Below are 21,916 nucleotides of genomic sequence, written 5' to 3'. Positions count from 1 at the left end.
AGCCGGTTCAGGCTCACGCGGCAAGCGTCGGCTCCTTCTCCCCGCGGGCACTCACCCGACCCGCTACGTACTGCTCGAGCAGTGCGTCCGCCGCCGCCAGAGCCTGCTCGGCGGTGCGGGCCCCGGTCATCACGCACAGGGTGTACGTCGCGTCTTCGAGAGCCCGGCTGGTACGCCCGGTGGGGCGCACGTCGTGCTCGATCCGCGCCTGGGCGAACCGGGCCAGTACAGCGCGCAGCTCCTTCTCCGCCGGAATGATCATGCTGATGCCTCTCCCCTCGAAACCCTGCCCGCCGGGCAACCTCCGGCCGACGTTCGCTTGCCCCGCGCCGAGAGGTCTATGCCTGCCTGCGCGCAGCGCTGTCCACGCGCCCGCCACCGCGGCCGGGGCAGGGCATAGAAGCGTGCGAGCAGGGCAGACGGTCGGCCTGGAACAGGGAGGACACCATGACGACGACGGAGCAGTCGGCCAAGCCGGAGGGGAAGGACACCGCCTGCTGCGGGCACAGCCACGACGGGTGCCGGCCATCCGGTGCCGAGGCATCGGAGGCGCCGGAGACGCCCCATGAGCGGGTCAACCGCCGCTGGAACGAGATCCTGCAGGAGACCCGGGTCACCCAGACAGGCGTGCAGATCCTCTTCGGTTTCCTGCTCAGCGTCTCCTTCACGCCCACGTTCCGGCAGTTGGAGACGCTGGACCGGGGCATCTACGTCGCGACCGTGGTGCTGGGCGCGGCAGCGACGGCATCACTCATAGCCCCCGTCTCCATCCACCGCTTGCTGTCCGGTCAGCGCATGAAGGACGAGGTGGTGGAGTCCGCCGGCCGTCTGATGATGTGCGGCATGGTGCTGCTCGCCCTGACCATCGGGTGCACGCTCCTGCTGATCCTGCGTTTCGTGCTCCCGGGAGTTCTGGCCGAAGTGCTCGTCGGCACGGTCATGCTGTGGTTCGGCCTGTGCTGGTACGTGCTTCCGCTGCGCCTGCGCCGCCGGGCCGCTCGGCGCTCCTCCCGTACCGGCTGACGGTCAGCGGTTCTCGCGACGGCCGGCGTCCTGACGCGTTCGGACCCGTTGCCGGGTGGCACGGACCCGGCAACGGGTCCGGGCAGCACCCCGCAACGGGTCCGAGCAGCACCCGGCAACGGGTCCGGAAGGCTTACGGCCGGCCTGGTCCCGGCCGTCCGGCCGTCAGGTGGTGCTCAGCATGCCCTCGCGCAGGCGGGCCAGGAGGCGGCTGATCAGGCGGGAGACGTGCATCTGCGAGACGCCGAGGCGTTCGCCGATCTGTGCCTGGGTGAGCTCCTCGACGAAACGCCAGTGGATGATCTTGCGTTCGCGCTCGTCGAGTTCGGCGATCATCGGGGCCAGGGCGTGGAAGTCCTCGACCAGTTCGAGTGCGGCGTCCTCCGTGCCGATGAAGTCGGCGAGGGCCGCCTCGCCGTCCTCGCTGCCGTGGATGGCGGCGTCGAGGGAGGCGGAGTTGTAGCCGTTGGACGCCAGCCGGGCCTCGACGACCTCCTCCTCCGGCAGGCACATCAGCTCGGACAGCTCCTTGGTCGTGGGGTTGCGTCCCAGCCGGCTGCGCAGTTCCTCGGTGGCGCGGGCCAGCTGCACCCGGGCCTCCTGCAGACGGCGCGGCACGTGGACCGCCCAGGAGGTGTCGCGGAAGAACCGCTTGATCTCGCCGACGATGTACGGCACCGCGAAGGAGGTGAACTCCACCTCGCGGGAGATCTCGAACCGGTCGATGGCCTTGATGAGGCCGATCATGCCGACCTGGACGATGTCCTCCATCTCCTCCGGTCCCCGGCTGCGGAACCGGCCGGCCGCGAAGCGGACCAGGGACATGTTCATCTCGATCAGCGTGTTGCGCGCGTACTGGTACTCGGGCGTTCCCTCCTCCAGCACCGCCAGCTGTTCGAAGAACAGTCGCGACAGCTCCCGTGCGTCCTTGGGTGCCACCTTGGACGGGTCCGTCACCTCCGGAACGTCCACCGGAACGTCCACCGCCTGGTCAGTAGCCTGCACGGTCGTCGCCATCACGCGCCCCTTTCACCGGTCGTTCGATTCGTACCCGCCGGAGCCATCGGCCGGCGAAGGCGCGCCTACCCCCGACTCGGCGCGTCATTCCTGGAACTTTGTCCTGCGGGACGGATCACTCCAGGGACATGTACAGGCGCACGATCAGTCCGGACGACGGTGTCCGGATCTCCACCAGGTCGCAGAGCTGGTGCATCATCCACACCCCTCGGCCGCCGCCGGGGGACAGCGGATCGGGCCGGCGCCGGCCGATGAGCGGATCCGGGAACCGGCCGCGGTCCGCCACCTCGGCCACCACCGAGCCGGCGGTGTGCCACAGACGCAGGACGCCGTGCCCGCCACCGTGGCGTACCGAGTTGCCGGTGGCCTCGTTGACGGCGAGCAGCCAGTCGGTACGGCGGTCCGCCGGCAAGCCCGCCGACTCGGCCCACTTCCTGGTGGCGTCGCGTACGTCGGCGAGGAGCCACTCGTCGAAGGGCAGCACCTCCGGGTCCACCGGTTCGGGCAGGGGCGCGTCGCAGTCGCGGCAGACCGCGTACGGGTCCGTGTAGTGGGGACTGGGCCGGTACCCGGTCCGCTCACCGATGACCGGATGCGTGCGGTGAGCCTGCTCCAGCACTTGTGCGGGCAGGGCTGTGTCGTACGGGCACAGGATGGTGGCGCGCCGGCCGGCGAAGGCCAGGTTGATGAGCGCCTCGTGACGGGTGGCCTCCCGTATCTCCGCGGGGGTGCGCCCCACCCAGATGGGCTCCCCCACGATGACCGGGTCCCGGTCCGCGTGCCGGTCGGCGAATTGCTGGAGCATCGAGAGAATGCGCCCCGGGTTGCGTCCGTCGCGCCGCATGTCGACCCAGGTGATGTCGCCGTGCCCGTCGCCGGCCAGGTCCCTCAGCGAGGCCAGACGTATCCCGGGGACGGCCACCAGTACGGGTCGGGCGCGGGCCGCCGACTCGCGCACGAAGGCGCCGACGCCCTCGATGTAGTCGCTCTCGGTGCTGTAGAAGAGAGCGGGATGGCAAAAGGGCACGTCTTCCCGAGCGGACACGGGGGTCAGCCCCGTACGAGCGGTCACTGTTCGGCCACCTCCAGGCCGGCGCCGAGCTCCGGGAAGAGCCGCAGCATGCGGTGCAGGGCCGGCGGAGCCCCGAGGACGCGCACGGGCGGGCCGGTGGGACGCCGGCGGGCCGCATCGGCGATGCGGGCCAGGGTCGCGATGTCGAGGTGGTCGAGGCCCGAGAGGTCCAGGGTGATGTCCCGTACGGGCGACGCGGCGAGCGCGGCCGCCGCCGAGTCGACGACGCGACGGCTCTCGTAACCGGCCGAACCCTCCCACCGGAATCCCGGCGGGCCCGTCAGCGGAGCCGCCGACAGCCCCCGGCGCCCGTGCCCGGCCGACCCGGCGGCCGACCTCTTCACATGCGCGCCCACCAGGACGCTCAGGTCGTCGCGGGGCAGCAGGCGCCGGTCGTAGAAGCACCACGCTCGCAGCGGCAACCGCTCGAAGACCTCGTGGTGGATGCGCAGCTCGTACTCCAGCAGGCGCCCGACGCCGGATATGTCCCGGCCGCCCCACGACATCTCACCGATCGCCCGCAGGCCCCGGAACCCTTGCGCGGCCGCGGCCGCCACGGCCTCGTGCCACAGCCCGACCATCATGTCGGGGTCGAACCGGCCGCCGGCCAGATACGTCTCGTCGGCGGTGGCCACCACGAGCTGCCCGCGCCGCACCGCGGCAGCGGCGTCCACGCCCCGGTCCATGAGCGTGCGGGTCACCCGGTCCGGTTCGGTGGCGTCCGAGAAGTACCGCATCTGCTCGCCCTGCTCCAGCCCGGCTCGGACGAAGGCCACGAGGTGACCCGCCCACTCCTCGTCGCTGGAGTACTCCACCGCCATGTGGCGGTCCCCCGCGGCTTCGCCGCTCCCGGACTGGCATGACCCGTGCATCGGGACGCTCCTTAGTGCCGCTGAGGCGGGTGTGCGGCACCAGACTAGGCGCTGCGGGGGATGAACACGGCCTGAGTGGCGGAACCCGGCATCCTGGGCACACCGCGCCGGGCCGCGGCACCCGTCCGCCCGCCCCTGCGGGGTGCCCTTCTTCTCAGGTACTGCCCGATCTTGATCATGCCGTACGCCGACCTGGGTACGCGGACGGGGGCCGCCGGAGGTGACCAGCGGCGGTTTCCCGCAGTACGGGCCCAGGGGCCGCCTCTGCGGGCGTGCGGAGAGGAGGGGCCGACGCGGTGACGATAGCCGACGCGGTGTTCGCGTTTCTGGGAGTGGGAGCGCTGCTCGCGGCGGTGCTGCCCCGGGTGGTGGCCGGACGGCCGCTGTCGATGCCGCTGGTGTTCCTGGCGGGCGGCATCGTCGTGTATCTGCTGCCCTTGCCGCTGCCCGCGATCGACCCGGTGGAGAACCGGTTGCTCGCCGAGCACATCACGGAGATCTGCGTGATCGTCGCGTTGATGGGTGCCGGGCTGGCGCTGAACCGGCCGGTCGGCCGGCGCCGGTGGGCGACGACCTGGCGCCTGCTGGGCGTGACGATGCCGCTGACCGTCGTCCTGACGGGGCTGGTGGCGTGGTGGCTGCTGGACTGGCCGCCGGCCGTGGCGCTGCTGCTGGCCGCCGTGCTGGCGCCCACCGACCCGGTGCTCGCCTCCGAGGTGCGGGTCGGTGAGCCCACCGAGGACGAGCACGACGAGGACGAGGTGCGGTTCGCCCTGACCAGCGAGGCCGGACTGAACGACGGGCTGGCCTTCCCCCTGACGTACGCGGCGGTCGCGCTGGCCGCGGCGGCGGGCGGCGGCTGGTCGGGCGGCTGGGTCGGCGCGTGGGCGGCGCAGGACGTCGCGTTCAGGTGCGCGGTGGGGGTGCTGAGCGGGTGGCTGATCGGACGCCTGCTGGGCTGGCTGTTCTTCCAGGCCCGCTCACCCGTGCTCAGGCTGTCCGAGCACCGGGAGGGCTTCGTCGTCCTGGGTGCCACGTTCCTGTCGTACGGGGTCACCGAGTTGCTGGGCGGCTACGGCTTCCTCGCCGTGTTCACCGCCGCGTGCTCGATCCGGGCGGCCGAGCGCGCGCACGGCTTCCACAACGTCCTGCACGATTTCGTCGAGCAGATCGAACGCCTCTTCACCGCGGTGGTGCTGTTCCTGCTCGGCGCGTTCATCGCACTCGGCGGGCTCGCCGCGCTGACCTGGCAGGGGGCGGTCGCCGGGCTGGCCGTGCTGGTGGTGATCAGGCCGCTGTCCGGCTGGGCCGGGCTGCTCGGGACCAGCCTCGGCAGCAAGGAGCGCTGGGTGATCGCGGGGTACGGCATCCGGGGTATCGGTTCGCTCTACTACCTCGCCTACGCCCTCGGTCAGCAGGGCTTCGCGGTGCCGGCACGGGAGGTGTGGGCGGTGGTGACGTTCACCGTGCTGGCCTCCGTGGTGCTGCACGGTGTCACGGCCGGCCCGGTCGTCACCCGCCTCGACCGCCTGCGCGGCACCGCACCCCCACCGGCCGGAGGTCAGTGACACACCGCGCTCGGCAGGGTGTGTCAACGAGGCCGTTCACCGAAGGCCGCCTCCGGGCTGGGGTAGCTGTCGAGGACCCGGTCGACTCCGGTCAGCCGGAGCAGGTCCAGCACGGGTCGGCTGGGGGCGATCAGCGCGAGGCGGGCACCGGTGTTCCGGGCGGTGCGGTAGGCGGCGATCAGGCAGGTCAGGCCGGCCGAATCCAGGAAGGTGACGCCGGACAGGTCCGCGAGCACCGTACGGCCGTCGTCGTCCGCCAGGAGCGGTTGCAGAGTACCGGCGAGACGGGGGGCGGTGTGCAGGTCGAGATCGCCCGTCACGGTCACCAGGTGACCGTCCTCGGCCAGGGGCCGGACATGCGTCCGAAGGGTGGCCGCACGGCCGTCCGAGGCGCGCTCGGTGTTCCCGTCCCCTGGACGGCGCTCGCTCATGGCGTCAGCTCGCCCTGGTGGCCGGCGCGCCATTCGGTGAGCAGGACGCTGGCGTCGTCGTCGAGTTTCCCGCCGTGGTGATCGATGACGGCCGCCATCAGCCGGCGCAGGGTCTCGTGCAGCGTGTGCCGGCCGGAGTGATGACGCCGGATGAAGTCGACGAAGCGGTCCCGTCCGAACTCCCTGCCCAGGGCGTCGCGGGCCTCGGTGACACCGTCGGTGTAGAGCAGCACCCGGTCCCCGGGTTCCAGCTGCTCGATGCACTCGGTCACCGGCAGGCCCAGGTCGGTGCCCATGGGCCCGGCCGGCGGACAGGCCAGCTCGGTCGTCCAGCGGTTGCCGCGGATCAGGATGGGCAGGTGATGGCCGCGGTTGATCCAGGTCAGCCGCCCGGTGCTCATGTCGAGGTCGGCCAGGATGCCGGTGACGTAGCGACGGGTACCGAACTCCTCGAGCAGCGCCTTCTCGACGAACTCACTGGTCTCGGCCAGTGAGGCGCCGTGGCGGCGGGCGTTGCGGCAGGCGGAGACGGCGACGTTGGCGGTGATCCCGGCGGTGGTGTCGTGCCCCATGGCGTCGAAGATCCCCAGGTGCAGCGTGGTGCCGGCCACGGCGTAGTCGAAGGCGTCCCCGCCGACCTGGTAGGCGGGTTCCATGGCCGCGCCCACGGTGACGTCCTGGCCCGCGTAGGCGGGGGGCGGGGTGAGGTTCCACTGCATCTCCGCGGCCACGTTCATCGGCTCGGTGCGGACCCGACGGGCGTAGGAGTCGCTGAAGGAACGCTTGCTGAGCACGAGCAAGGCCGTCATGGATGCCAGGGCGCGCAGCACCTGGCGGGTCGGTTCGTCGTCGGCTGAGACGTCGGTGTCGGCCCGCAGCACGCCCACGCGTTCCACGCCGTCGGTCACGGGCACCCACCATCGCCGCCGCGGCGACGGGCCTCCCGTCGCCGGCTCGGCGAGCACGTCCACCCGCTGGAAGGCACGGCCTGGCAGGCTGCCCTCGACGGTGAACTCCTGGCCGCCGTCACCGGCGTCCAGCCCCACCCCGGTCAGCTGGCGCAGCACCGTCTCACGGATGTCGACGAGGAAGACGGCCGTGTCGTGGATGCCGACCTCGGCGGCGTGCCCGGCGATCAGCTCGGGCAACTGCTCCAGCGTGATGGTATGGCTCGCCTCCATCAGCCTGACGAGCATGAGCGGTGCCGCACGAGCGTCGACCATGGCGACATCACCGGGGCCGTGCGCTCGCCCGGGACACCGACGACGCCTCGTACGGCCGGTCTGGCCCTGCGGCGACGGCGGCCAGGACGCGGATCATCGGTAGGACGCTTCCATGACGCTCCCTCTCATCCGGCGGCGCTGAGGGGCCGCCTGCAGAGGATCTGCCATCGGCCGTGTACCCGCCGGTGTGGGCCGCACGCGCCCGCCGGTGTGGGGCCGGGTCGACGCAGAGCAGCGGGGGCGGGGCGCCGCCGTACCCCGCGCCCGGCGAGCGGCTTCGCGCGCGCCCCTATGCGGGGCCGTGCCAGTCCAGGCACAGGACGGTGGCGTCATCCCTCACATGGCCTTGGCACGCTTCGGTGACCGCGGTGACCATGGCACGCACCACCTCGCGGGGGTGTTCGGCAGCGGTGTCACGGATGAGAGCGGGCAGGTCGACGGTCTCCGCCTGGCGTTCCTGCATGCCGTCGGTGTACAGCACGAGGCGGTCGCCGGAGCGCAGGTCGAGGTCCTGCACCCGGTACGCGCCCTGTACGGATACGCCGAAGGGGAGGTCGACGCGCAGCCCGACCTCCTCGACGGCGCCGTCCCGCAGGCGCAGGGGCCAGGGATGGCCGGCGTTGACCAGCTGGGCGCCGGTGCCGTCCAGGGCGATGCGCAGGAGCTGGCCGGTGGCGAAGGTGCGGCGGCCGTGGTCGAGGAGTGCCTGGTGTGCCTGCCGGGCCTGCTCGGCGAGGTCGGCGCCGGCGCGGCGGGCGCCGCGGGAGGCGTTGACCAGGAGGGTGGCCGTGAGGGAGGCGTCGACGTCGTGGCCCAGGGCGTCGGTGATCGACAGGTGCAGGGTCCGCTCGTCGAGGCTGTAGTCGTAGGTGTCGCCGGCGATGTCGGAGGCCGGGACCAGGGCGCCGGCCAGGGCGAACTCGGTGGATTCGCAGGAGGGAGCCGAGGGCAGGAGCTGGCGCTGGATCTCCGCGGCGAGACTCACGGTCACGGTGCGGTTGCCCCAGTGGTAAAGGTCGGTGAAGCGGCGGTCGGTGACGATGATGTACGCCAGCGCGTGCGCCGCCTCTTCCACCTGCTCCAGTACGTCCTGCGTGACGTCGGTCAGGAGCAGCTCCAGGACTCCTATGGCGTCGCCGCGGTTGGTGACCGGCGCGAACACCCGGCGCCCCCGTGCGCCGTCCGGTACCTGCACCAGCCGCTGGCTGCGCAGGACCTGGTCGTAGACGCTCCCGGCCAGGCTGACCTGGTCAGGGCCGTGCTCCTGTGGTGTCGCCTTCTCCTCGTGGACCCGCAGCAGGCGCCGGCCCACGATGTCCACGAACAGCAACGAGACGTACCGGGCCCCGAACCGCTCGCGCAGATGGTGCGCCACGACGTCGAGGGAACGCACCGGCGCGGCTGCCTCCGCTGCCGCCAGCAACTCCGCCAGTCCGATCCGGTCACGCCCCATGTCCGCCTCCCTCAGTCCGTCACCCTCCTGCCCCGCCGGCGCCCGGTCATCACAGCCGCCACAGCGGTCCGCCGCCGTTCCGTTCCAGGCGGCGGCGCCGGCCCCCGTTCCTTCTCGGAGGGGCCGGCGCCGTTGTACGCGACGTAGGGGTTACTCCTTGTCGAACACGACCTTCTGGACGTCGTCAGGGCCGTCGAACTGTTCCGTCGGAGCGTTGGCGAGCTTCTCGACCAGGGTGTCGTCCGCGCCGTTGTCCCTCGCGAGCGTGACCAGGTCATCGCGGCTGGAGGGGTACTCGGCGCCCTTCAGGGCCTTCTGCAGGTCGATCGGGTTGATGCTTGCCATGGCGGTCTCCTTGCTGTCTGACATCCCCGGCCATCGAATCGATCGGCGGGGCGAACCGGCATGGACATCCTGTTCACAGGGGATCAGGTGACGCACGTCGGCCCGTCCGCTCGGAGCACGCATGCCGCCCTGCGGCCTTGCGCCCTGCGGCCTGCGGCCTGCGGACGATCGCGTGTCGCGTCCGTACCCAGCGGCCTGAGCACGTGTACGACGTGGCTCGGGCGCTGCCCGCCCTGTCGGGCGGCTGGCGTCACCTGACTCCGTGCGTCTGGAGCCACATCTCCAGCAGTGCCACCTGCCACAGCGTGTTCGCCCCTCGCCTGGTGCGATGGGCGTCGGGCGCGGCGAGGAGCTCGGCGACGTAGTCCTGACGGAACACGCCACGGGCCTTCGCCTCGGGCGCGGTGAGGGCGTCACGGACGCGCTCCAGGACGGGACCCGCCATGTGCTTGATGGCGGGGACGGGGAAGTAGCCCTTCGGCCGGTCCACGACCTCGCGCGGCAGCACCTTGCGGCCGGCCGCCTTGAGCACGCCCTTGCCGCCGTCCGCGAGCTTCAGCTCGGGCGGGCAGGCGGCCGCGAGTTCGACGAGTTCGTGGTCGAGGAAGGGCACGCGGGCCTCCAGGCCCCAGTCCATGGTCATGTTGTCGACCCGCTTGACCGGGTCGTCGACCATCATCACGTGCGTGTCCAGCCGGAGGTCGGCGTCCAGCGCCGTCTCGGCCCCCTCGGCCGCCATGTGCGCGCGCACGAAGTCGCCCGAGACGTCGTGGGCGGGAAGCAGCGCGGGTTCGAGGATGCGGGCGAGGTCGGCGTGGGTCCGGTCGAAGTAGGTGTCGATGTACGCGTCGGCGGCCCGCTGCCGGGGCACTGCCGCCATGTCGGGGTACCAGTGGTAGCCCGCGAAGACCTCGTCGGCCCCCTGGCCGCTCTGGACGACCTTGACCTCCTTGGCGACCTGCTCGGACAGCAGGTGGAAGGCGACGACGTCGTGGCTCATCATGGGCTCGCTCATGGCGGCCACCGCCCCGTCCAGGGCGCCGGAGAGCCGGTCCGAGGGGACCATGAGCTGGTGGTGCCGGGTGTCGAAGTGGCGCGCGACCAGGTCGGAGTAGGGGAACTCGTCGCCCTCCTCACCGCCCTCGGACTCGAAGCCGACGCTGAAGGTCGCCAGGTCGCGCTGCCCCTGCTCGGCCAGCAGCGCCACGATGAGGCTGGAGTCCAGGCCGCCGGAGAGCAGCACGCCCACCGGCACGTCGGCGACCATCCGTCGGCGGACGGCGGCACGCAGCGCGTCCAGGACCGCGTCCGTCCAGTCGTCGGCGGTCAGTCCGGCGTACTCGGGTCGGCGGGTGTAGCCGGGCTGCCAGTAGCGGTGGTCCCGGCGGGTGCCGTCCCGCTCGATCACGCGCACGGTCGCGGGCGGCAGCTTGCGGACTCCGGTGAGGACGGTGTGCGGAGCCGCGACGGTCGCGTGCCAGCTGAAGTACTGGTGCAGTGCCACCGGGTCGAGCGAGGTGTCGACCCCGCCGGCGGCCAGCAGGGCCGGCAGCGAGGAGGCGAACCGCAGCCGGTCCGGTGTCTCGCTCAGGTACAGCGGCTTGATCCCGAGCCGGTCACGGGCCAGCACGACCCGGCCGGTGTCCTGCTCGACGATCACGAAGGCGAACATGCCGTGGAAGCGCTCGACGCATGCGGTCCCCCACTGCTCGTACGCCTTCAGCACCACCTCGGTGTCCGACTCCGAGAAGAAGCCGTGGCCGAGGGCGCGCAGCTCGTCGCGCAGCTCCCGGAAGTTGTAGATGCACCCGTTGAAGACGCCCGCCACGCGGCCGTGGGGGTCGGTCATGGGCTGGGCACCGCTGTCCGACAGATCGATGATCTTGAGTCTGCGGTGCCCCAGCGCGACCGGCCCCTGGCACCACAGACCACGGCCGTCGGGCCCGCGCGGGGCGAGCCGGTCGGTCATGCGCTCGACCGCCGCCACGTCCGGTCGCCCGCCGTCGAAGCGAACCTCGCCACTCAGACCGCACATCAGACGGACCCCCTTCCGGTGGCGTCCTCAGATGGGCCGGACCGCGACACGACGATGACCGCGCGCGAGCCGGAGGGTGACGGGAACGACGACTGCATAACGGTGGATGTCCTCCTTGATCGGAATGCTGGTGCGGGCCGGTCCCGGCCGGCACCGCGGTCGCCCGCCGGCGGTGGGCCGCCGACGCGACCAGGAAAGCGGGGGTGGGAAAAGTCGGGGTGCGGAAAGTGCGGGTGGGGCGAGCGCGGAATCGATGCCGCTATCGGCCGACCGCGCCGCCGGCCGCCGTCCTGCGGCGGTACGGGCGGGCATCGCCGGTGCGCACCGGGCTGTCCGGCAGGCGGGTGGCCGGGGCGACGCGCCGTCCCGCTCGCCCACCGCGGGTCTCGTCGACCATCAGGTCGACGCCGGCGAGCAGGTCCTCGGCAGCGGCCGCGCTCCGCATCCGGTGGGCGGCGCTCCCCTCCGCGAGGGCTTCCTCCAGCAGAGCGTGCACGGTGTCCCAGTCGCCGGACGCCTCCAGCGCCGGACGCAGGTGGTCCCGCATGCGGCGCAGCACCTCGGGGGCGGGCCGGGCCCGCCGGGTCGCGGGGTCCACGAGGTCCCCCTCCAGGCCGGAGCGGGCCGCGCGCCAGGTGGCGCCGCGCAGCCACTCGTGCCGGCCGTCGCAGAGCGGACCGTCGGTGCGCGCCAGCCGTTCGCACGCGTCGTGCACCAGTGCCCGGAAGAGACCGGCGATCAGCACCACGGTCTCCGCCCGCGGGCAGGCGTCGCAGATGCGCAGCTCCAGGGTGCCCTGGTGGGCGGAGGGCCGTACGTCGTGGTAGACCATCCCGGCGTCGCTGATCACCCCGGACGTGATCAGCTCCTCGATGGCGGCGTCGTAGTCCTGCGCGCTCGCATGGCAGCCGGCGGGCCCGGCGGTGGGCCAGCGCTGCCACAGCATGGTGCGCCAGCTGGCGTATCCGGTGTCCGCGCCGAGCCAGAACGGCGAGCTCGCGGACAGGGCCAGCAGGGGGGCGAGCCACGGGGACACCAGGCACATGGCGCGTACGGCGGTGTCCCGGTCGGGCACGTCGACGTGCACCTGGGCGCTGCAGATGAGCTGCTCGTCGGCGACCTTGCGGTACTCGTCGGCCATGTGCCGGTAACGGTCGTTCTCGGTGACGTCCCGGGGACTGAGCCGGGCCAGCGGCACGGTGCCGGCCGCCACCACGGCCAGTCCCAGCGAGGACGCCGCCGCGTCGAGGCGGCGCCTGGCCCCGGCCAGGTCCGCGTACAGGTCGTCGAGCGAGTCGTGCACCTGGCTGTTGCTCTCCAGCGCGGACTGCTGGAGCTCCGTCGTGAAGCCGCGTCTGTCCAGGCGGTCCAGAACGGCGCGGCCCCGTGGCACCAGCTGCCCGCTCTCTACGTCCACCACGTGGAACTCTTCCTCTGCACCGATGCGCAACGTCACGCTGTTCCCCTTCCCCGAGTCAGCCGGTAGCCGGTCGACCGCCGCAGCGTGCAGCCCTGTCGCCGCAGCGCGGGTCGATCCCGGCGTCTCGGGTTCCCCGGGTCGCGCCGCACAAGCACGCGAATGCCACCCGAGCCCCAGGGGCCACAGATGAGCGGGTCAGGAAGGTGAGCCGGGAGCGCGAGCCGATCCGTGCCGGTTCACGGCCAGGACGGTTCGTTGCGGGGAACGACGACCACTTCCGGCATGACACTGGTCGGGGGTACGGACAGGGCGCACAGCACCGCGTCGGCGACGACGTCCGGGTGTTGCAGCTTGGACGTGTCGGCGTCCGGGAAGCGCTCCAGGATGAACGGTGTCTCCATGCCGCCCGCGATGACGCCGGTGACGCCGACGCCGAGGCAGTCGCGCTGGGCTTCCTTGAACAGGGTGTGGGTGAAGGCGCGCAGGCCGGTCTTGCTGGCCGAGTAGGGGCCGGCTTCGGTCCAGGTCCGGTTGGACGCGGTGGAGAGGATGTTGACGATGTGGCCGTTCCCTCTGCTCACCATGCGCCTGTAGAGGGCCAGGCACAGGTAGATCGGACCCAGGAGGTTGGTGGTGACCACGCGGGTCACTTCCTCGGCGGTCAGGTGCTCGATCGGCTTGCTGACGTCGACGGCGGCGTTGTTGACCAGGATGTCCACCGGCCATCCGTCCTGCTCCAGGTCCTGGATCACCGCGGCGACGGCATCGGCGTCGCGGACGTCCAGCTCCACGAAGCGTGCGTCGTGGCCCTCCACGGCCAAACTGGCGCACATCTTCTCGCCGTCTTCACGGCGCACGTCGGCGAGGCACACGCTCGCTCCCGCCGCGGCCAGGCGGCGGGCGATGGACGCCCCCAGGCCGCGCGCCGCGCCGGTGACCAGTGCTCGTCTGCCGGACAGGTCCGGGTGAGTGCTCGATGCCAAGGTCGTGCCTTTCCGATGGTGCTGACGGGGGGTGTCACACCCGACGGCCGATCGGCCGTCGGCTCTTCTTCCCTCCCCCGGGGGGCGGCACGTCGGACGGTGCCGGACACGGACAGCACCCACTTGGCGCAGCCGCTGCGCCTGCGGCTATGGCTGCGGCTGCGGCTGCGGCTGCGGCGGTACGGAGACCACGGTGGCCGCCGTGACGGTGCGGCGGTGCGGCGGTGGAGACCGCTCGCCGCGGACACACGCCGGCCGGCCCCCGCGGCCGGTCGCGGTCGCGGTCAGGGCCGCGGTGGTCGATGCGCCGGACCCACGGCCCCCCACCGCGTGTCGGGTGGCAGACGAGATTCGGCATCATGAGAACCGCAAGGGCGTATGTGCGTCGTCGCGCACCGACGAGATCGCGGGCGTGGCGGCGGGAACGGAAAGGATCACGAGGGTGGCGGCAACGACCAGCGACATCGAGAAGGCAGCTGGTGTGCTGCGCGCGGGAGGCCTGGTGGCCCTGCCGACCGAGACCGTCTACGGGCTGGGCGCCAACGCTGAGGACCCGAGGGCCGTCTCGCGGATCTTCCAGGTCAAGGGGCGCCCGCCGTCCCACCCGCTCATCGTCCACATCGCCGCCGCCGACCAGCTGGACGACTGGGTCGAGGGCGTGCCCGCGACGGCGCGCGTGCTGGCCGAACGGTTCTGGCCCGGGCCGCTGACCCTGGTCCTGCGGCGCGGCCGGCGGGTGCCGTTGGAGGCGACGGGCGGCCTGGAGACGGTGGCCGTGCGGGTGCCCGATCACCCTGCCGCGCTCGCGCTGCTGTCGGCCTTCGGCGGCGGTGTCACGGCCCCGTCCGCCAACCGCTTCGGCTCGGTCAGCCCCACCACCGCGGAACACGTCCGGGCGGAGCTGGGTGACGCCGTCGACTTCGTGCTGGACGGCGGCCCCTGTCAGGTCGGCGTCGAGTCGACGATCGTCGACGTCACGGGCGAGGTCCCGAGCATCCTGCGGCCCGGCGGGGTGACGCGCGAGGACCTCGAAGCGGTGCTGGGACACCCGGTCGCCGTCCCGTCCACGAGCGCCGTCCGGGTGCCGGGCCAGCACCCGTCGCACTACGCCCCGCGGGCACGGGTCGTCCTCGTCGAGCCGGAGAAGGTCGTCGCCGAAGCCGAGCTCGCGCAGGAGCTGGGCCACCGGGTGGGCGTCTTCCTTCCCCCTTCCCACGCGGACGCCCCGGTGAAGGCGCACGCCGTGGTGCCCCTCCCCCGCGCGATGGACGCCTACGCGCAGGGGCTGTACGGGTTCCTGCGCGAGCTGGACCAGCGGGGATGCGATCTCATCGTCGCGTCGCTGCCGGTGGAGGAGGGGCTGGGCCTCGCGGTCGCCAACCGGCTTCGCCGGGCGGCCGGGCCTCGGCCCTCCGCGTGAGCGGTCACGGCTCAGCCGGTCTCGATGCGGTGCGGGCCACCGCATCGGGGCCGCGGGTGGCGACGGGCCGGGCGCTGCCGTCGGCCGGCCGGTAGGACGGCCCCACGACCGAGGTCCGGCCGGCGGCCACCGCCTCGGCCGGTCGTGCGGGCAGGCGGGTCAGGACTCCTCCAGGCGCCGCACGTCGTCCTCATCCCACGTCCTGGTGTCACGGGGCTGGGTGTAGGGCTCGGCCTCGGGCGGGTGCCCGCCCGCGATGGCCCGCTGCCGCACGGTCTCCGCGTCGAACTCCAGACCCAGCAGGATCGCCAGGTTGCTGATCCACAGCCACACCAGGAACACGATGACGCCGGCCATCGTGCCGTAGGTCTTGTTGTACGAGGCGAAGTTGGCGACGTAGAAGGCGAAGCCTGCGGAGGCGACCATCCAGATCACCAGCGCCAGGAAGCTGCCCGGCGTGACCCAGCGAAAGCCCTTGACCTTGGCGTTCGGGCACGCCCAGTACAGGATCGCGATCATCGTGGTGACGAGGAGCACCAGCACCGGCCACTTCGCGATCGACCACACCGTCAGCGCGCTGTCCCCGATGCCGAGGGCCTGGCCGGCCTGCCGCGCGATGCCGCCGGTGAAGACCACGATGAGCGCGCTCACCACGGCGAGCACCATCAGCACCACCGTCACCGCGAGCCGGACCGGCAGGATCTTCCACACCGGCCGTCCCTCCGGCATGTCGTAGACGGCGTTGGAGGTGCGGATGAACGCCGCGACATAGCCGGACGCGGACCACACCGCCAGCGCGAGACCGACGATCGCCATGACCGACCCGGTACCGGCGTTGCCCTGCAGCTGTTCCACCGCCCGCGTCATGATGTCGCGAGCCGAGCCCGGGGTGAGCTGCTTGAGATTGTCCAGCACCTTCTCCGTGGCCGACTTGCCGGTCAAGCCCAGCAACGACACCAGGACCAGCAGGGCCGGGAACAGCGACAGCACCCCGTAGTACGTCAGGGAAGCCGCCCGGTCGGTCAGCTCGTCGTCCTTGAACTCCTTCAGCGTCCCCTTGAGAACGTGCGCCCAGGACCGCTTCGGCAGCTTCGCCGGCGTATCCGGTGCGGCCCGCTCGACCTCCTGGTCCGGCCCGGCCTCGTCCGGTGCCGGCACCTGATCACTGCCGCTGCGCCGATGGTCATTGCGCCCTGGAAGATGCAACTTCGCCATGTCGGGTGGGTAACCCGGCACCGCGGACTCAAGCCCGCCGCTGCCGCCGGCGGCCCCGTGCCGGGAACAACCCACCACGCCGAGCCGACCCGACCGTACATCTGGGTGACGGGTGCGGATTCCGTAGTTCCCTGTCCGGAGTCCTGGGTACTCAGCGCCACGGGCACCGGTCGAACAGTCCGGTGCTCGCCACAGCAAGCAGACGGAAGGCGTTGTTTCATGCCCAAGGTTCAGCAGCCTGTGACCGACGACAGCATCAAGGTCCGTCAGGTCAACCACTACCAGTTCAGCTGGGTCGCTGGAGAGCCCGGCCGTCGAGGCACCTTCACCCTTCAGCTCGTCCTGGACGAAGGCGCTTGGGAGGAAGTCCTCACCGTGGACGCCGAGGACGCCGACGTGCTGCAGGACCTGCTGGAGAGCACCAAGACGGTCCACTACGACGTCTCCCGGCGCACCCTGATGTTCGGCGTCACCCCCGCGGGGAGCTGACAGGCCGACGGCCCCGCGTCTGCCGTCAGCCCACGAGCGTTCGGTACGTCCCGCGCCTGCTGCCACAAAGGTGTCTGTGGCAGCAGGCGCGCGTGCTTGACGTGACCGTACGAGAGCACGCCGGCTCCCGGGACCGTGCGGCCAGCCGTGCGCGGCGGCAAAAATCATGTGGCCGGCGCTGGGTACCCATCGGATCATGACGCAGGTGTTGCAGGCGGCTCTGTGGGGGCTCGTAGCGGGTTCGGCGCTGCTGCTCGGTGCGGTGGTGGGATACGGGCTGCGCGTCCCGCAGAAGGTGATCGCGACGGTGATGGCCTTCGGGGCCGGGGTGTTGTTGTCGGCAGTCAGCTTCGAGCTGGTCGGGGAGGCGTACGAGCAGGCCGGGCTGGCCCCGGCGGCGGTCGGCACGCTGGCCGGCGCCGCGGCCTACACCGCGGGCAACATGTGGCTGGCCCGACGCGGTGCCCGGCACCGCAAGCGTTCCGGTCACCGGCAGGACCGCGCCCAGCCCTCCGAGAGGCAGCAGAGCGGTTCGGGTCTCGCTCTGGCCTTCGGTGCCCTGCTCGACGGCGTTCCGGAGTCGGCGGTCATCGGCGTGAGTCTGCTCGACGGCGGAGCGGTGAGCCTGGTGACCGTGGCGGCGGTGTTCATCAGCAACGTTCCCGAAGGGCTGTCCAGCTCGGCGGGGATGAGAGAAGCCGGCCGTGGCAAGGCGTACGTCTTCGGGGTATGGGGGGCCATCGCCCTGGCGAGCACCCTGTCGGCAGTCCTCGGCTACACCGTTGTCGGGGGGTTCTCCCCCGCGGTGATCGCCGCCGTGACCGCGGTGGCCGCCGGCGCGATCCTCGCGATGATCGCCGACACGATGATCCCCGAGGCGTTCGAGGAAGCTCACCTGGCCATCGGACTGGTCACCGTGAGCGGCTTCCTGGTGTCCTTCGCTCTCTCCCACATGTGACGGCGGTCCGTCCGTCCAGCCTCCTGCCTGGGCGGGTGCCGGCCGGGCCAGGTGCCGGTCAGGCGGCGGGTGGCGGCGGCGCCGACACGGGCGAAGGCGGCCTTGGCCCCGATGGCACCGGCCCTGGGCGCGGCCGCCGCGAAGATCGGTCCCTGCACGGTGGCGGCGAGCAGGACTCCGCCCCGGGCACGGTCCTCGTCGCTGGCGTCGGTGGCGCCGGTGGCGTCGGTGGCGTCGGTGGCGTCTGGAGCGTCCGCGTCGTGGCCGAGCATCTTCCATGCCGGTTCGAACAGGGTGCCTGCAAGCATGCCGCTGACCGCTCCCAGGGCGGGGCCGACCGGCTTGCAGGCACCCTCACCGTCTCACCCCTTGCGGCGGCACAGCAGCCACAGCACGACACCGGCGCCCGCTGCTGTCAGAAGCAGTCCACGGTTCTCCCGAGCCATCTGCGCGCCCTGAGCCGTCCTGGCCCGCACCGGTTCAGGTGCCTTGTCCTGGATCAGCCGGCCGGCCCGGGCCGCCTTGGCGCGAGCCTGCTCGGCCGCCCGGACGGCCGTGTCCTTGACCGGGTCGGGCAGCTTGTCCTGGACTCGGGACGCGGCCTCGGCGGCCTTGGACTTCAGCTCCCCGGCCTTCAGCGCAGCCTGCTCCTTGACCTCGACGGCCCTTTCCTGGGCACGCACCTTGACGTCGGCCTTGCCCGCGAGGGCCTCCACCGTCCTGCCGAGCGCGTGGCGGGTCTGCTCGACCTGCTCGCGCAGTTCGTCAGGGCTCTCGGCGATCGGCTCGCCGTGCGGCTGGGTCATCGCTTGGCACTCTCCTTGATCTCGGCCACATCGGCCTTCACGTTCTCGACTGTCGGCTCGGGTGTCGGTGGCGCGGCCCGGGCGACTTCCCTCTTCCCGGTCAGTGCCGTCACCGAGGCGATCAGCCCCAGGACGGCGGTGGCGATGAGGGCTTCATCTCCGCCTGCGCCAGGCGCGGCTCGCCGCGCACCAGCTCGGTCAGCTGCTGCGAGGCGCACTGCACCAGCTCTGCCACCGGCTCCGACCCCCTGGCCACGCAGATACCCCGATCACGGCAGTTCAGGACGCGGGCCCGTGCAGCTCTTGTGCAGCGGCCGTCACTTCTTGTGCCCGCCGGATGCGGAGTGCGTCCACAGTGCGGCTCTGGAGCAGGCCGACTGCCGAAGAGGCCGTGCGGACGACCGAATGCGCCACCCTGCCGCCCGCAGCGTGGTGACGGTCCCCGGTCGGGGTACTCGGCTGGCCTCAGAGGAGGCGCTTCGGGCAGGACGAGAGCTTCGGAGCGTGCGGCGCTCGTGAGCATCGCGGCGGCTGAGGAGCCGCAGGGCGGCCGTCATGCCCGCCGCAACGGGCCGGCATCGAAGGCCGGCCTGCCGTTCACCCCGCCCGGCCGGCTGCCCACCGGTCCGAACGGCAGCGGGTCGCCGGCGCCGCCCCGCAGGACCGAACCACCGGACGGCGAGGACCGCCATGACTGAGCAGACACCGTCCCCGGCGCGGGGCGAGGACACACACGACGACACGCAGGAGCGTCAAGGAGTGGGAGAGCGGATGAAACGGCCCCTGAGCGCGGTGCCAGAGGCTGCTGGGCACGACGCCCCGACCGCCGGGGAGCGGCGACGGCGGATGTCGCCGCGCCGGTGGCCGTTTCTCACGGTCGAGGCCGGTTTCCGGTGGCTGGCTGCTCTGCGCCGGGCCCCGGCCCTGCACCCGCGCGGGCTGACCTGCGCGGCCACGCTGGAGGTCGTCCGCGACAGGGGCGAGCCGTGGGGCGTGCCCTGGCTGGACACGGCGGGGCGGTACGCCGCCCTGGTCCGCCTGTCCCGGGCGGCCGGTCTGCCCGGGCGGCTGCCCGACGGACTCGGGCTGGCCGTTCGCGTCGCGAGCGCCGGCGGTCCGGACCGTCCTGTCGATCTCCTGCTGACGAGCAGCGGGCGCGGGCGTGTCCTGCGGCATCTGCCCGTGCCGCGCGTCGACGCGCTGGGCGGCCCGTACTCGAGCCTGCTGCCGTACCGGGTCGCCGGCCGCCGCGGCGTCCTGGCCGCCTTTCCCCGCCGTACCGCGCAGGCACCCGTGCCCGGGAACCCGACGGCCCTGGCCGACGCTCTGGACGGCGGACCGCTCGTCTTCGATCTGTGCGCCGCGGTCTCCGGCGGCTGGCGCACGTTCGCCGTGCTGACGGTCACCGCTCCCCTGGCCGCGCAGCCACAGGAGAGTGTGGGCTTCGACATCTATGCGCACAGCGCCGAGCAGTTCCGCCCCGGCGGCGCCCTCGCCGCGACGCGCCGCGCGGCGTACACCGGCTCACGCACGGGCCGCGCTCGCGCGGGCCGCCGGGCGGGCGACCTGGACGGCTGATCCGCCGTCCCGTACTCGCATCCCTGCACCGATCGGACACAGAGGTCTGCCCGCCGGCGCGTCCTCTGAGCTTGCCGCTGCCGCCACGCCGTGCTCTTGCAGAAGCGCGGCGCCACTGTCGGGCGCCGCGCCTGTGGCCGGTGATGGTTGCTGCCGGTCAGCCGGCAGTCCGTGTGGGGGTGGACCTGCGGGTGAGCAGGGCACCCAGTGCGATCATTCCCAGGCCCAGCACGAGGTGGAGCCAGTTGTCGGCGGTGTTGACCGGGACGAAGTTCGCGGCGCTGTCGTGGTCGATGATCAACCCGTACAGCCACAGGACCAGATAGATGGCGCCCCCGGCGAGGAGGTAGAGGCGTGCCTGTGCCGCGGTGCGCGCGAGTGCCAGTCCGGCGAGGCCGAAGGCCAGGTGCACGAGGTTGTGCAGGATGGACACCTGGAAGATGCCCAGCAGCTTGGCCTCGGAGTGGTGCGCGGCGAACTCCATGGTGTCGTAGTCCGTGGTAATGCCCGGGATGAAGCCGAGGACGCCGACCAGGAGGAAGACCGCGCCCACGACCAGGGCGGCCTGCTGTACCGGCGTTCGGGCAGTGCGGGCGGCACGTGCGTGAGTGGACATGGCGACTCCCTGTACGCCCTCCGAAGGCAGGCCGGCTGCCCGGTCCGCCCTTGCCCTCCCCGAGTGCCCCAAACCGCCACAGACATGTCACGGAAGCACCATGCGCACCATCGGGAGGCCGGGCCACGCGTCAGGTGGTTACGGAGCGGCACGCTCCCCTGCCGGACGGTCACCCCAGGTGCGCTTCCGACGGTCCCTGGCCTGGCGACCGCCGGCTCCCCGCCGAGAACGAGGCGCCGCACGAACGCTGCGGCTGCCGGCACCGGCCTTCGTCCCCCTTCGCCCCGGCGGGGACGCTGGACTCCGGTGTGCCGCCCGGCTCCGGCACGCCGGAGACTCAGAGGTTGGGGACCGGCTGTTCCAGGCGTGCGGCGAGACGGTACGTCACGGGCGTAAGGCCGATGCGCGGGAGACGTGCCACCGGGGATGAGGTTCGGTGAAAGCCGCGAAAGCCCCTGCGCCCTGCCCGGCACGGTCATTACGGTGACGTGGTGCGGGCCGCAACGTGTCAGAGGAGGATCCGGAGGGCCATGAACGGGAACGACGAGGGCGCGGTGCCGTCCCCCGAGGCCGGCAGTGTCCGGCTGGCGGACGACGGCACGCTGGAGCAGTTCGACGGCACCGCCTGGACGCCGTACGAGGAACTGGTCGACGACGGGGAGGGCCAGGGCCCTTGGGACTTCCGGCGGCCGACATGACCCTGCCCGTACCGGCGGACCCGCAGGAGGCGGCCCCGCTGCCGGTCACCGTCTCCTCGGCGCAGACCGCGGTCACGGACATGCGGGCCACGGCCCGCTGGACGGTCGCCGCGACGGCGGCCGTGGGCGGCCTGCTGCTGGGCGGGCTGCCGTTCGCGGCCATCGGCAAGCTGCACGGCGGCGGCGACCTCGCGCTCGCCGTCGGCGGGCTGGCGGTGGCCCTGGCCGGCGTGTTCTGGGCGATCTGGGCGACGGGCGAGGTCCTCACCCCCCGCTTCGTCACTCTCACCGCCCTGGACGGGCCGGGTCTGGCCGGTCTGCGCGCCGCCATGCAGCGGGAACCGGAGGTGTTCTTCGGCCCCTTCGGTGCCGGCGCGGCCGAACTCGACCGGTCCTGCCGTCACCACACCGAGACGACGGCCCGGATCGCGCGCCTGCTCGTGGCCGAGACGGACGACGTCCGCCGCGCCCGGCTGACGCACTGGCTGGGCGTGGCACGCTCCAACGCCGCCCACGCCAGAGCCCGGCGGCGGGCGCTGCTGGAACTCGTCCACGCCTGGCAGGTGCGGGCCGCCCTGCGCCGGGCGCGGATCCACACTCTGCTCGCCTCCCTCCTCGTCATGACCGGGGCGGTGCTCTTCCTCCTTGCCACCGACGGCGGTTGACGCACCGCACCCCCCACCCCCCACCCCCC

General features: G+C 72.3%; 23 protein-coding genes and 1 pseudogene. 8 read left to right on the top strand and 16 right to left on the bottom strand.

Annotated features, from left to right (window positions below; translation table 11 throughout):
• Nucleotides 1–13: 13 nt before the first annotated feature.
• Nucleotides 14–262, bottom strand: coding sequence for a DUF5133 domain-containing protein (locus tag G7Z13_RS31445; protein ID WP_166003907.1), 249 nt, complete (start codon nt 260–262; stop codon nt 14–16).
• Between the two features lie 185 nt (nt 263–447).
• On the opposite strand from G7Z13_RS31445, the gene G7Z13_RS31440 reads away from it, so the two are divergent.
• Nucleotides 448–1,023, top strand: coding sequence for a DUF6328 family protein (locus tag G7Z13_RS31440; RefSeq protein ID WP_166003905.1), 576 nt, complete (start codon nt 448–450; stop codon nt 1,021–1,023).
• Nucleotides 1,024–1,188: 165 nt separating this feature from the next.
• Here the strand turns inward: G7Z13_RS31440 and G7Z13_RS31435 are convergent, their stop codons facing one another.
• The 3 genes from G7Z13_RS31435 to G7Z13_RS31425 form a co-directional block, all read right to left on the bottom strand.
• Nucleotides 1,189–2,040, bottom strand: a complete 852-nt coding sequence (locus tag G7Z13_RS31435) for an RNA polymerase sigma factor SigF (protein ID WP_166003903.1) — start codon at nt 2,038–2,040, stop codon at nt 1,189–1,191.
• A 115-nt stretch (nt 2,041–2,155) separates the two neighbouring features.
• The gene (locus tag G7Z13_RS31430; RefSeq protein ID WP_240926413.1) at nt 2,156–3,112 is read right to left on the bottom strand and encodes a sensor histidine kinase; all 957 of its coding nucleotides are present in this window, start codon (nt 3,110–3,112) and stop codon (nt 2,156–2,158) included.
• The gene (locus G7Z13_RS31425; RefSeq protein ID WP_240926412.1) at nt 3,109–3,933 is read right to left on the bottom strand and encodes an MEDS domain-containing protein; all 825 of its coding nucleotides are present in this window, start codon (nt 3,931–3,933) and stop codon (nt 3,109–3,111) included. Before G7Z13_RS31425 ends, G7Z13_RS31430 begins: the two co-directional genes overlap by 4 nt.
• A 347-nt stretch (nt 3,934–4,280) precedes the next feature.
• Here G7Z13_RS31425 and G7Z13_RS31420 point away from each other — a divergent pair, with 347 nt between their 5' ends.
• On the top strand, nt 4,281–5,552 hold the full coding sequence (locus tag G7Z13_RS31420) for a cation:proton antiporter (RefSeq protein ID WP_166003899.1): 1,272 nt from the start codon (nt 4,281–4,283) through the stop codon (nt 5,550–5,552).
• A 23-nt stretch (nt 5,553–5,575) separates the two neighbouring features.
• Here the strand turns inward: G7Z13_RS31420 and G7Z13_RS31415 are convergent, their stop codons facing one another.
• From G7Z13_RS31415 to G7Z13_RS31385, 7 genes are all read right to left on the bottom strand, one after another.
• The gene (locus G7Z13_RS31415; RefSeq protein WP_166003897.1) at nt 5,576–5,983 is read right to left on the bottom strand and encodes an STAS domain-containing protein; all 408 of its coding nucleotides are present in this window, start codon (nt 5,981–5,983) and stop codon (nt 5,576–5,578) included.
• On the bottom strand, nt 5,980–7,164 hold the full coding sequence (locus G7Z13_RS31410) for a PP2C family protein-serine/threonine phosphatase (RefSeq protein ID WP_240926411.1): 1,185 nt from the start codon (nt 7,162–7,164) through the stop codon (nt 5,980–5,982). The genes G7Z13_RS31415 and G7Z13_RS31410 overlap by 4 nt, the downstream gene beginning before the upstream one ends.
• 331 nt (nt 7,165–7,495) lie before the next feature.
• Complete coding sequence (locus G7Z13_RS31405; protein ID WP_166003894.1) at nt 7,496–8,659, bottom strand: PP2C family protein-serine/threonine phosphatase; 1,164 nt, start codon at nt 8,657–8,659, stop codon at nt 7,496–7,498.
• Nucleotides 8,660–8,809: 150 nt separating this feature from the next.
• Nucleotides 8,810–9,004 (bottom strand): DUF2795 domain-containing protein, encoded by a 195-nt coding sequence (locus G7Z13_RS31400; RefSeq protein WP_166003892.1) that lies wholly within the window; start codon nt 9,002–9,004, stop codon nt 8,810–8,812.
• A gap of 250 nt (nt 9,005–9,254) precedes the next feature.
• Nucleotides 9,255–11,039, bottom strand: coding sequence for an N-acetylglutaminylglutamine amidotransferase (locus G7Z13_RS31395; RefSeq protein ID WP_166003891.1), 1,785 nt, complete (start codon nt 11,037–11,039; stop codon nt 9,255–9,257).
• A 259-nt stretch (nt 11,040–11,298) separates the two neighbouring features.
• Nucleotides 11,299–12,495 carry a glutamate--cysteine ligase gene (locus G7Z13_RS31390; protein ID WP_166003889.1) on the bottom strand — a complete coding sequence of 399 codons (1,197 nt, stop codon included), beginning with the start codon at nt 12,493–12,495 and terminating at the stop codon, nt 11,299–11,301.
• 200 nt (nt 12,496–12,695) lie between these two features.
• On the bottom strand, nt 12,696–13,442 hold the full coding sequence (locus G7Z13_RS31385) for an SDR family oxidoreductase (RefSeq protein ID WP_166003888.1): 747 nt from the start codon (nt 13,440–13,442) through the stop codon (nt 12,696–12,698).
• Between the two features lie 442 nt (nt 13,443–13,884).
• Between G7Z13_RS31385 and G7Z13_RS31380 the strand changes: the two genes are divergently transcribed.
• On the top strand, nt 13,885–14,862 hold the full coding sequence (locus tag G7Z13_RS31380) for an L-threonylcarbamoyladenylate synthase (protein ID WP_166003886.1): 978 nt from the start codon (nt 13,885–13,887) through the stop codon (nt 14,860–14,862).
• Nucleotides 14,863–15,021: 159 nt separating this feature from the next.
• Here G7Z13_RS31380 and G7Z13_RS31375 read toward each other — a convergent pair whose 3' ends face one another.
• On the bottom strand, nt 15,022–16,077 hold the full coding sequence (locus tag G7Z13_RS31375) for a YihY/virulence factor BrkB family protein (RefSeq protein WP_166003884.1): 1,056 nt from the start codon (nt 16,075–16,077) through the stop codon (nt 15,022–15,024).
• Between the two features lie 240 nt (nt 16,078–16,317).
• Here G7Z13_RS31375 and G7Z13_RS31370 point away from each other — a divergent pair, with 240 nt between their 5' ends.
• Nucleotides 16,318–16,566 carry a hypothetical protein gene (locus G7Z13_RS31370; protein WP_240926410.1) on the top strand — a complete coding sequence of 83 codons (249 nt, stop codon included), beginning with the start codon at nt 16,318–16,320 and terminating at the stop codon, nt 16,564–16,566.
• A gap of 196 nt (nt 16,567–16,762) precedes the next feature.
• Nucleotides 16,763–17,524 (top strand): ZIP family zinc transporter, encoded by a 762-nt coding sequence (locus G7Z13_RS31365; protein ID WP_166003881.1) that lies wholly within the window; start codon nt 16,763–16,765, stop codon nt 17,522–17,524.
• Nucleotides 17,525–17,565: 41 nt separating this feature from the next.
• On the opposite strand, the pseudogene G7Z13_RS31360 reads toward G7Z13_RS31365, so the two are convergent.
• From G7Z13_RS31360 to G7Z13_RS34245, 3 genes and pseudogenes are all read right to left on the bottom strand, one after another.
• Nucleotides 17,566–17,880 (bottom strand): annotated as a pseudogene (locus G7Z13_RS31360) (DUF4235 domain-containing protein); the annotation flags it as partial.
• Nucleotides 17,881–17,886: 6 nt separating this feature from the next.
• Complete coding sequence (locus tag G7Z13_RS31355) at nt 17,887–18,330, bottom strand: DUF3618 domain-containing protein (RefSeq protein WP_166003878.1); 444 nt, start codon at nt 18,328–18,330, stop codon at nt 17,887–17,889.
• On the bottom strand, nt 18,327–18,443 hold the full coding sequence (locus G7Z13_RS34245) for a hypothetical protein (RefSeq protein WP_346768005.1): 117 nt from the start codon (nt 18,441–18,443) through the stop codon (nt 18,327–18,329). The genes G7Z13_RS31355 and G7Z13_RS34245 overlap by 4 nt, the downstream gene beginning before the upstream one ends.
• 658 nt (nt 18,444–19,101) lie before the next feature.
• Here G7Z13_RS34245 and G7Z13_RS31345 point away from each other — a divergent pair.
• Nucleotides 19,102–19,908, top strand: a complete 807-nt coding sequence (locus tag G7Z13_RS31345; protein WP_166003876.1) for a phosphodiesterase — start codon at nt 19,102–19,104, stop codon at nt 19,906–19,908.
• A gap of 157 nt (nt 19,909–20,065) precedes the next feature.
• Here the strand turns inward: G7Z13_RS31345 and G7Z13_RS31340 are convergent, their stop codons facing one another.
• A complete protein-coding gene (locus G7Z13_RS31340) occupies nt 20,066–20,524 on the bottom strand; it encodes a DUF4383 domain-containing protein (RefSeq protein ID WP_166003875.1) in 459 nt (152 codons plus the stop codon).
• Between the two features lie 530 nt (nt 20,525–21,054).
• Here G7Z13_RS31340 and G7Z13_RS31335 point away from each other — a divergent pair.
• Both G7Z13_RS31335 and G7Z13_RS31330 read left to right on the top strand, forming a co-directional pair.
• A complete protein-coding gene (locus G7Z13_RS31335; RefSeq protein ID WP_166003873.1) occupies nt 21,055–21,222 on the top strand; it encodes a hypothetical protein in 168 nt (55 codons plus the stop codon).
• On the top strand, nt 21,198–21,887 hold the full coding sequence (locus G7Z13_RS31330; protein WP_166003871.1) for a hypothetical protein: 690 nt from the start codon (nt 21,198–21,200) through the stop codon (nt 21,885–21,887). Before G7Z13_RS31335 ends, G7Z13_RS31330 begins: the two co-directional genes overlap by 25 nt.
• The last annotated feature ends 29 nt before the right edge of the window (nt 21,888–21,916 follow it).

The sequence above is a fragment of the Streptomyces sp. JB150 genome, from assembly GCF_011193355.1.
GTDB lineage: Bacteria > Actinomycetota > Actinomycetes > Streptomycetales > Streptomycetaceae > Streptomyces.
This window is presented reverse-complemented; position numbering and strand designations above follow the sequence as displayed.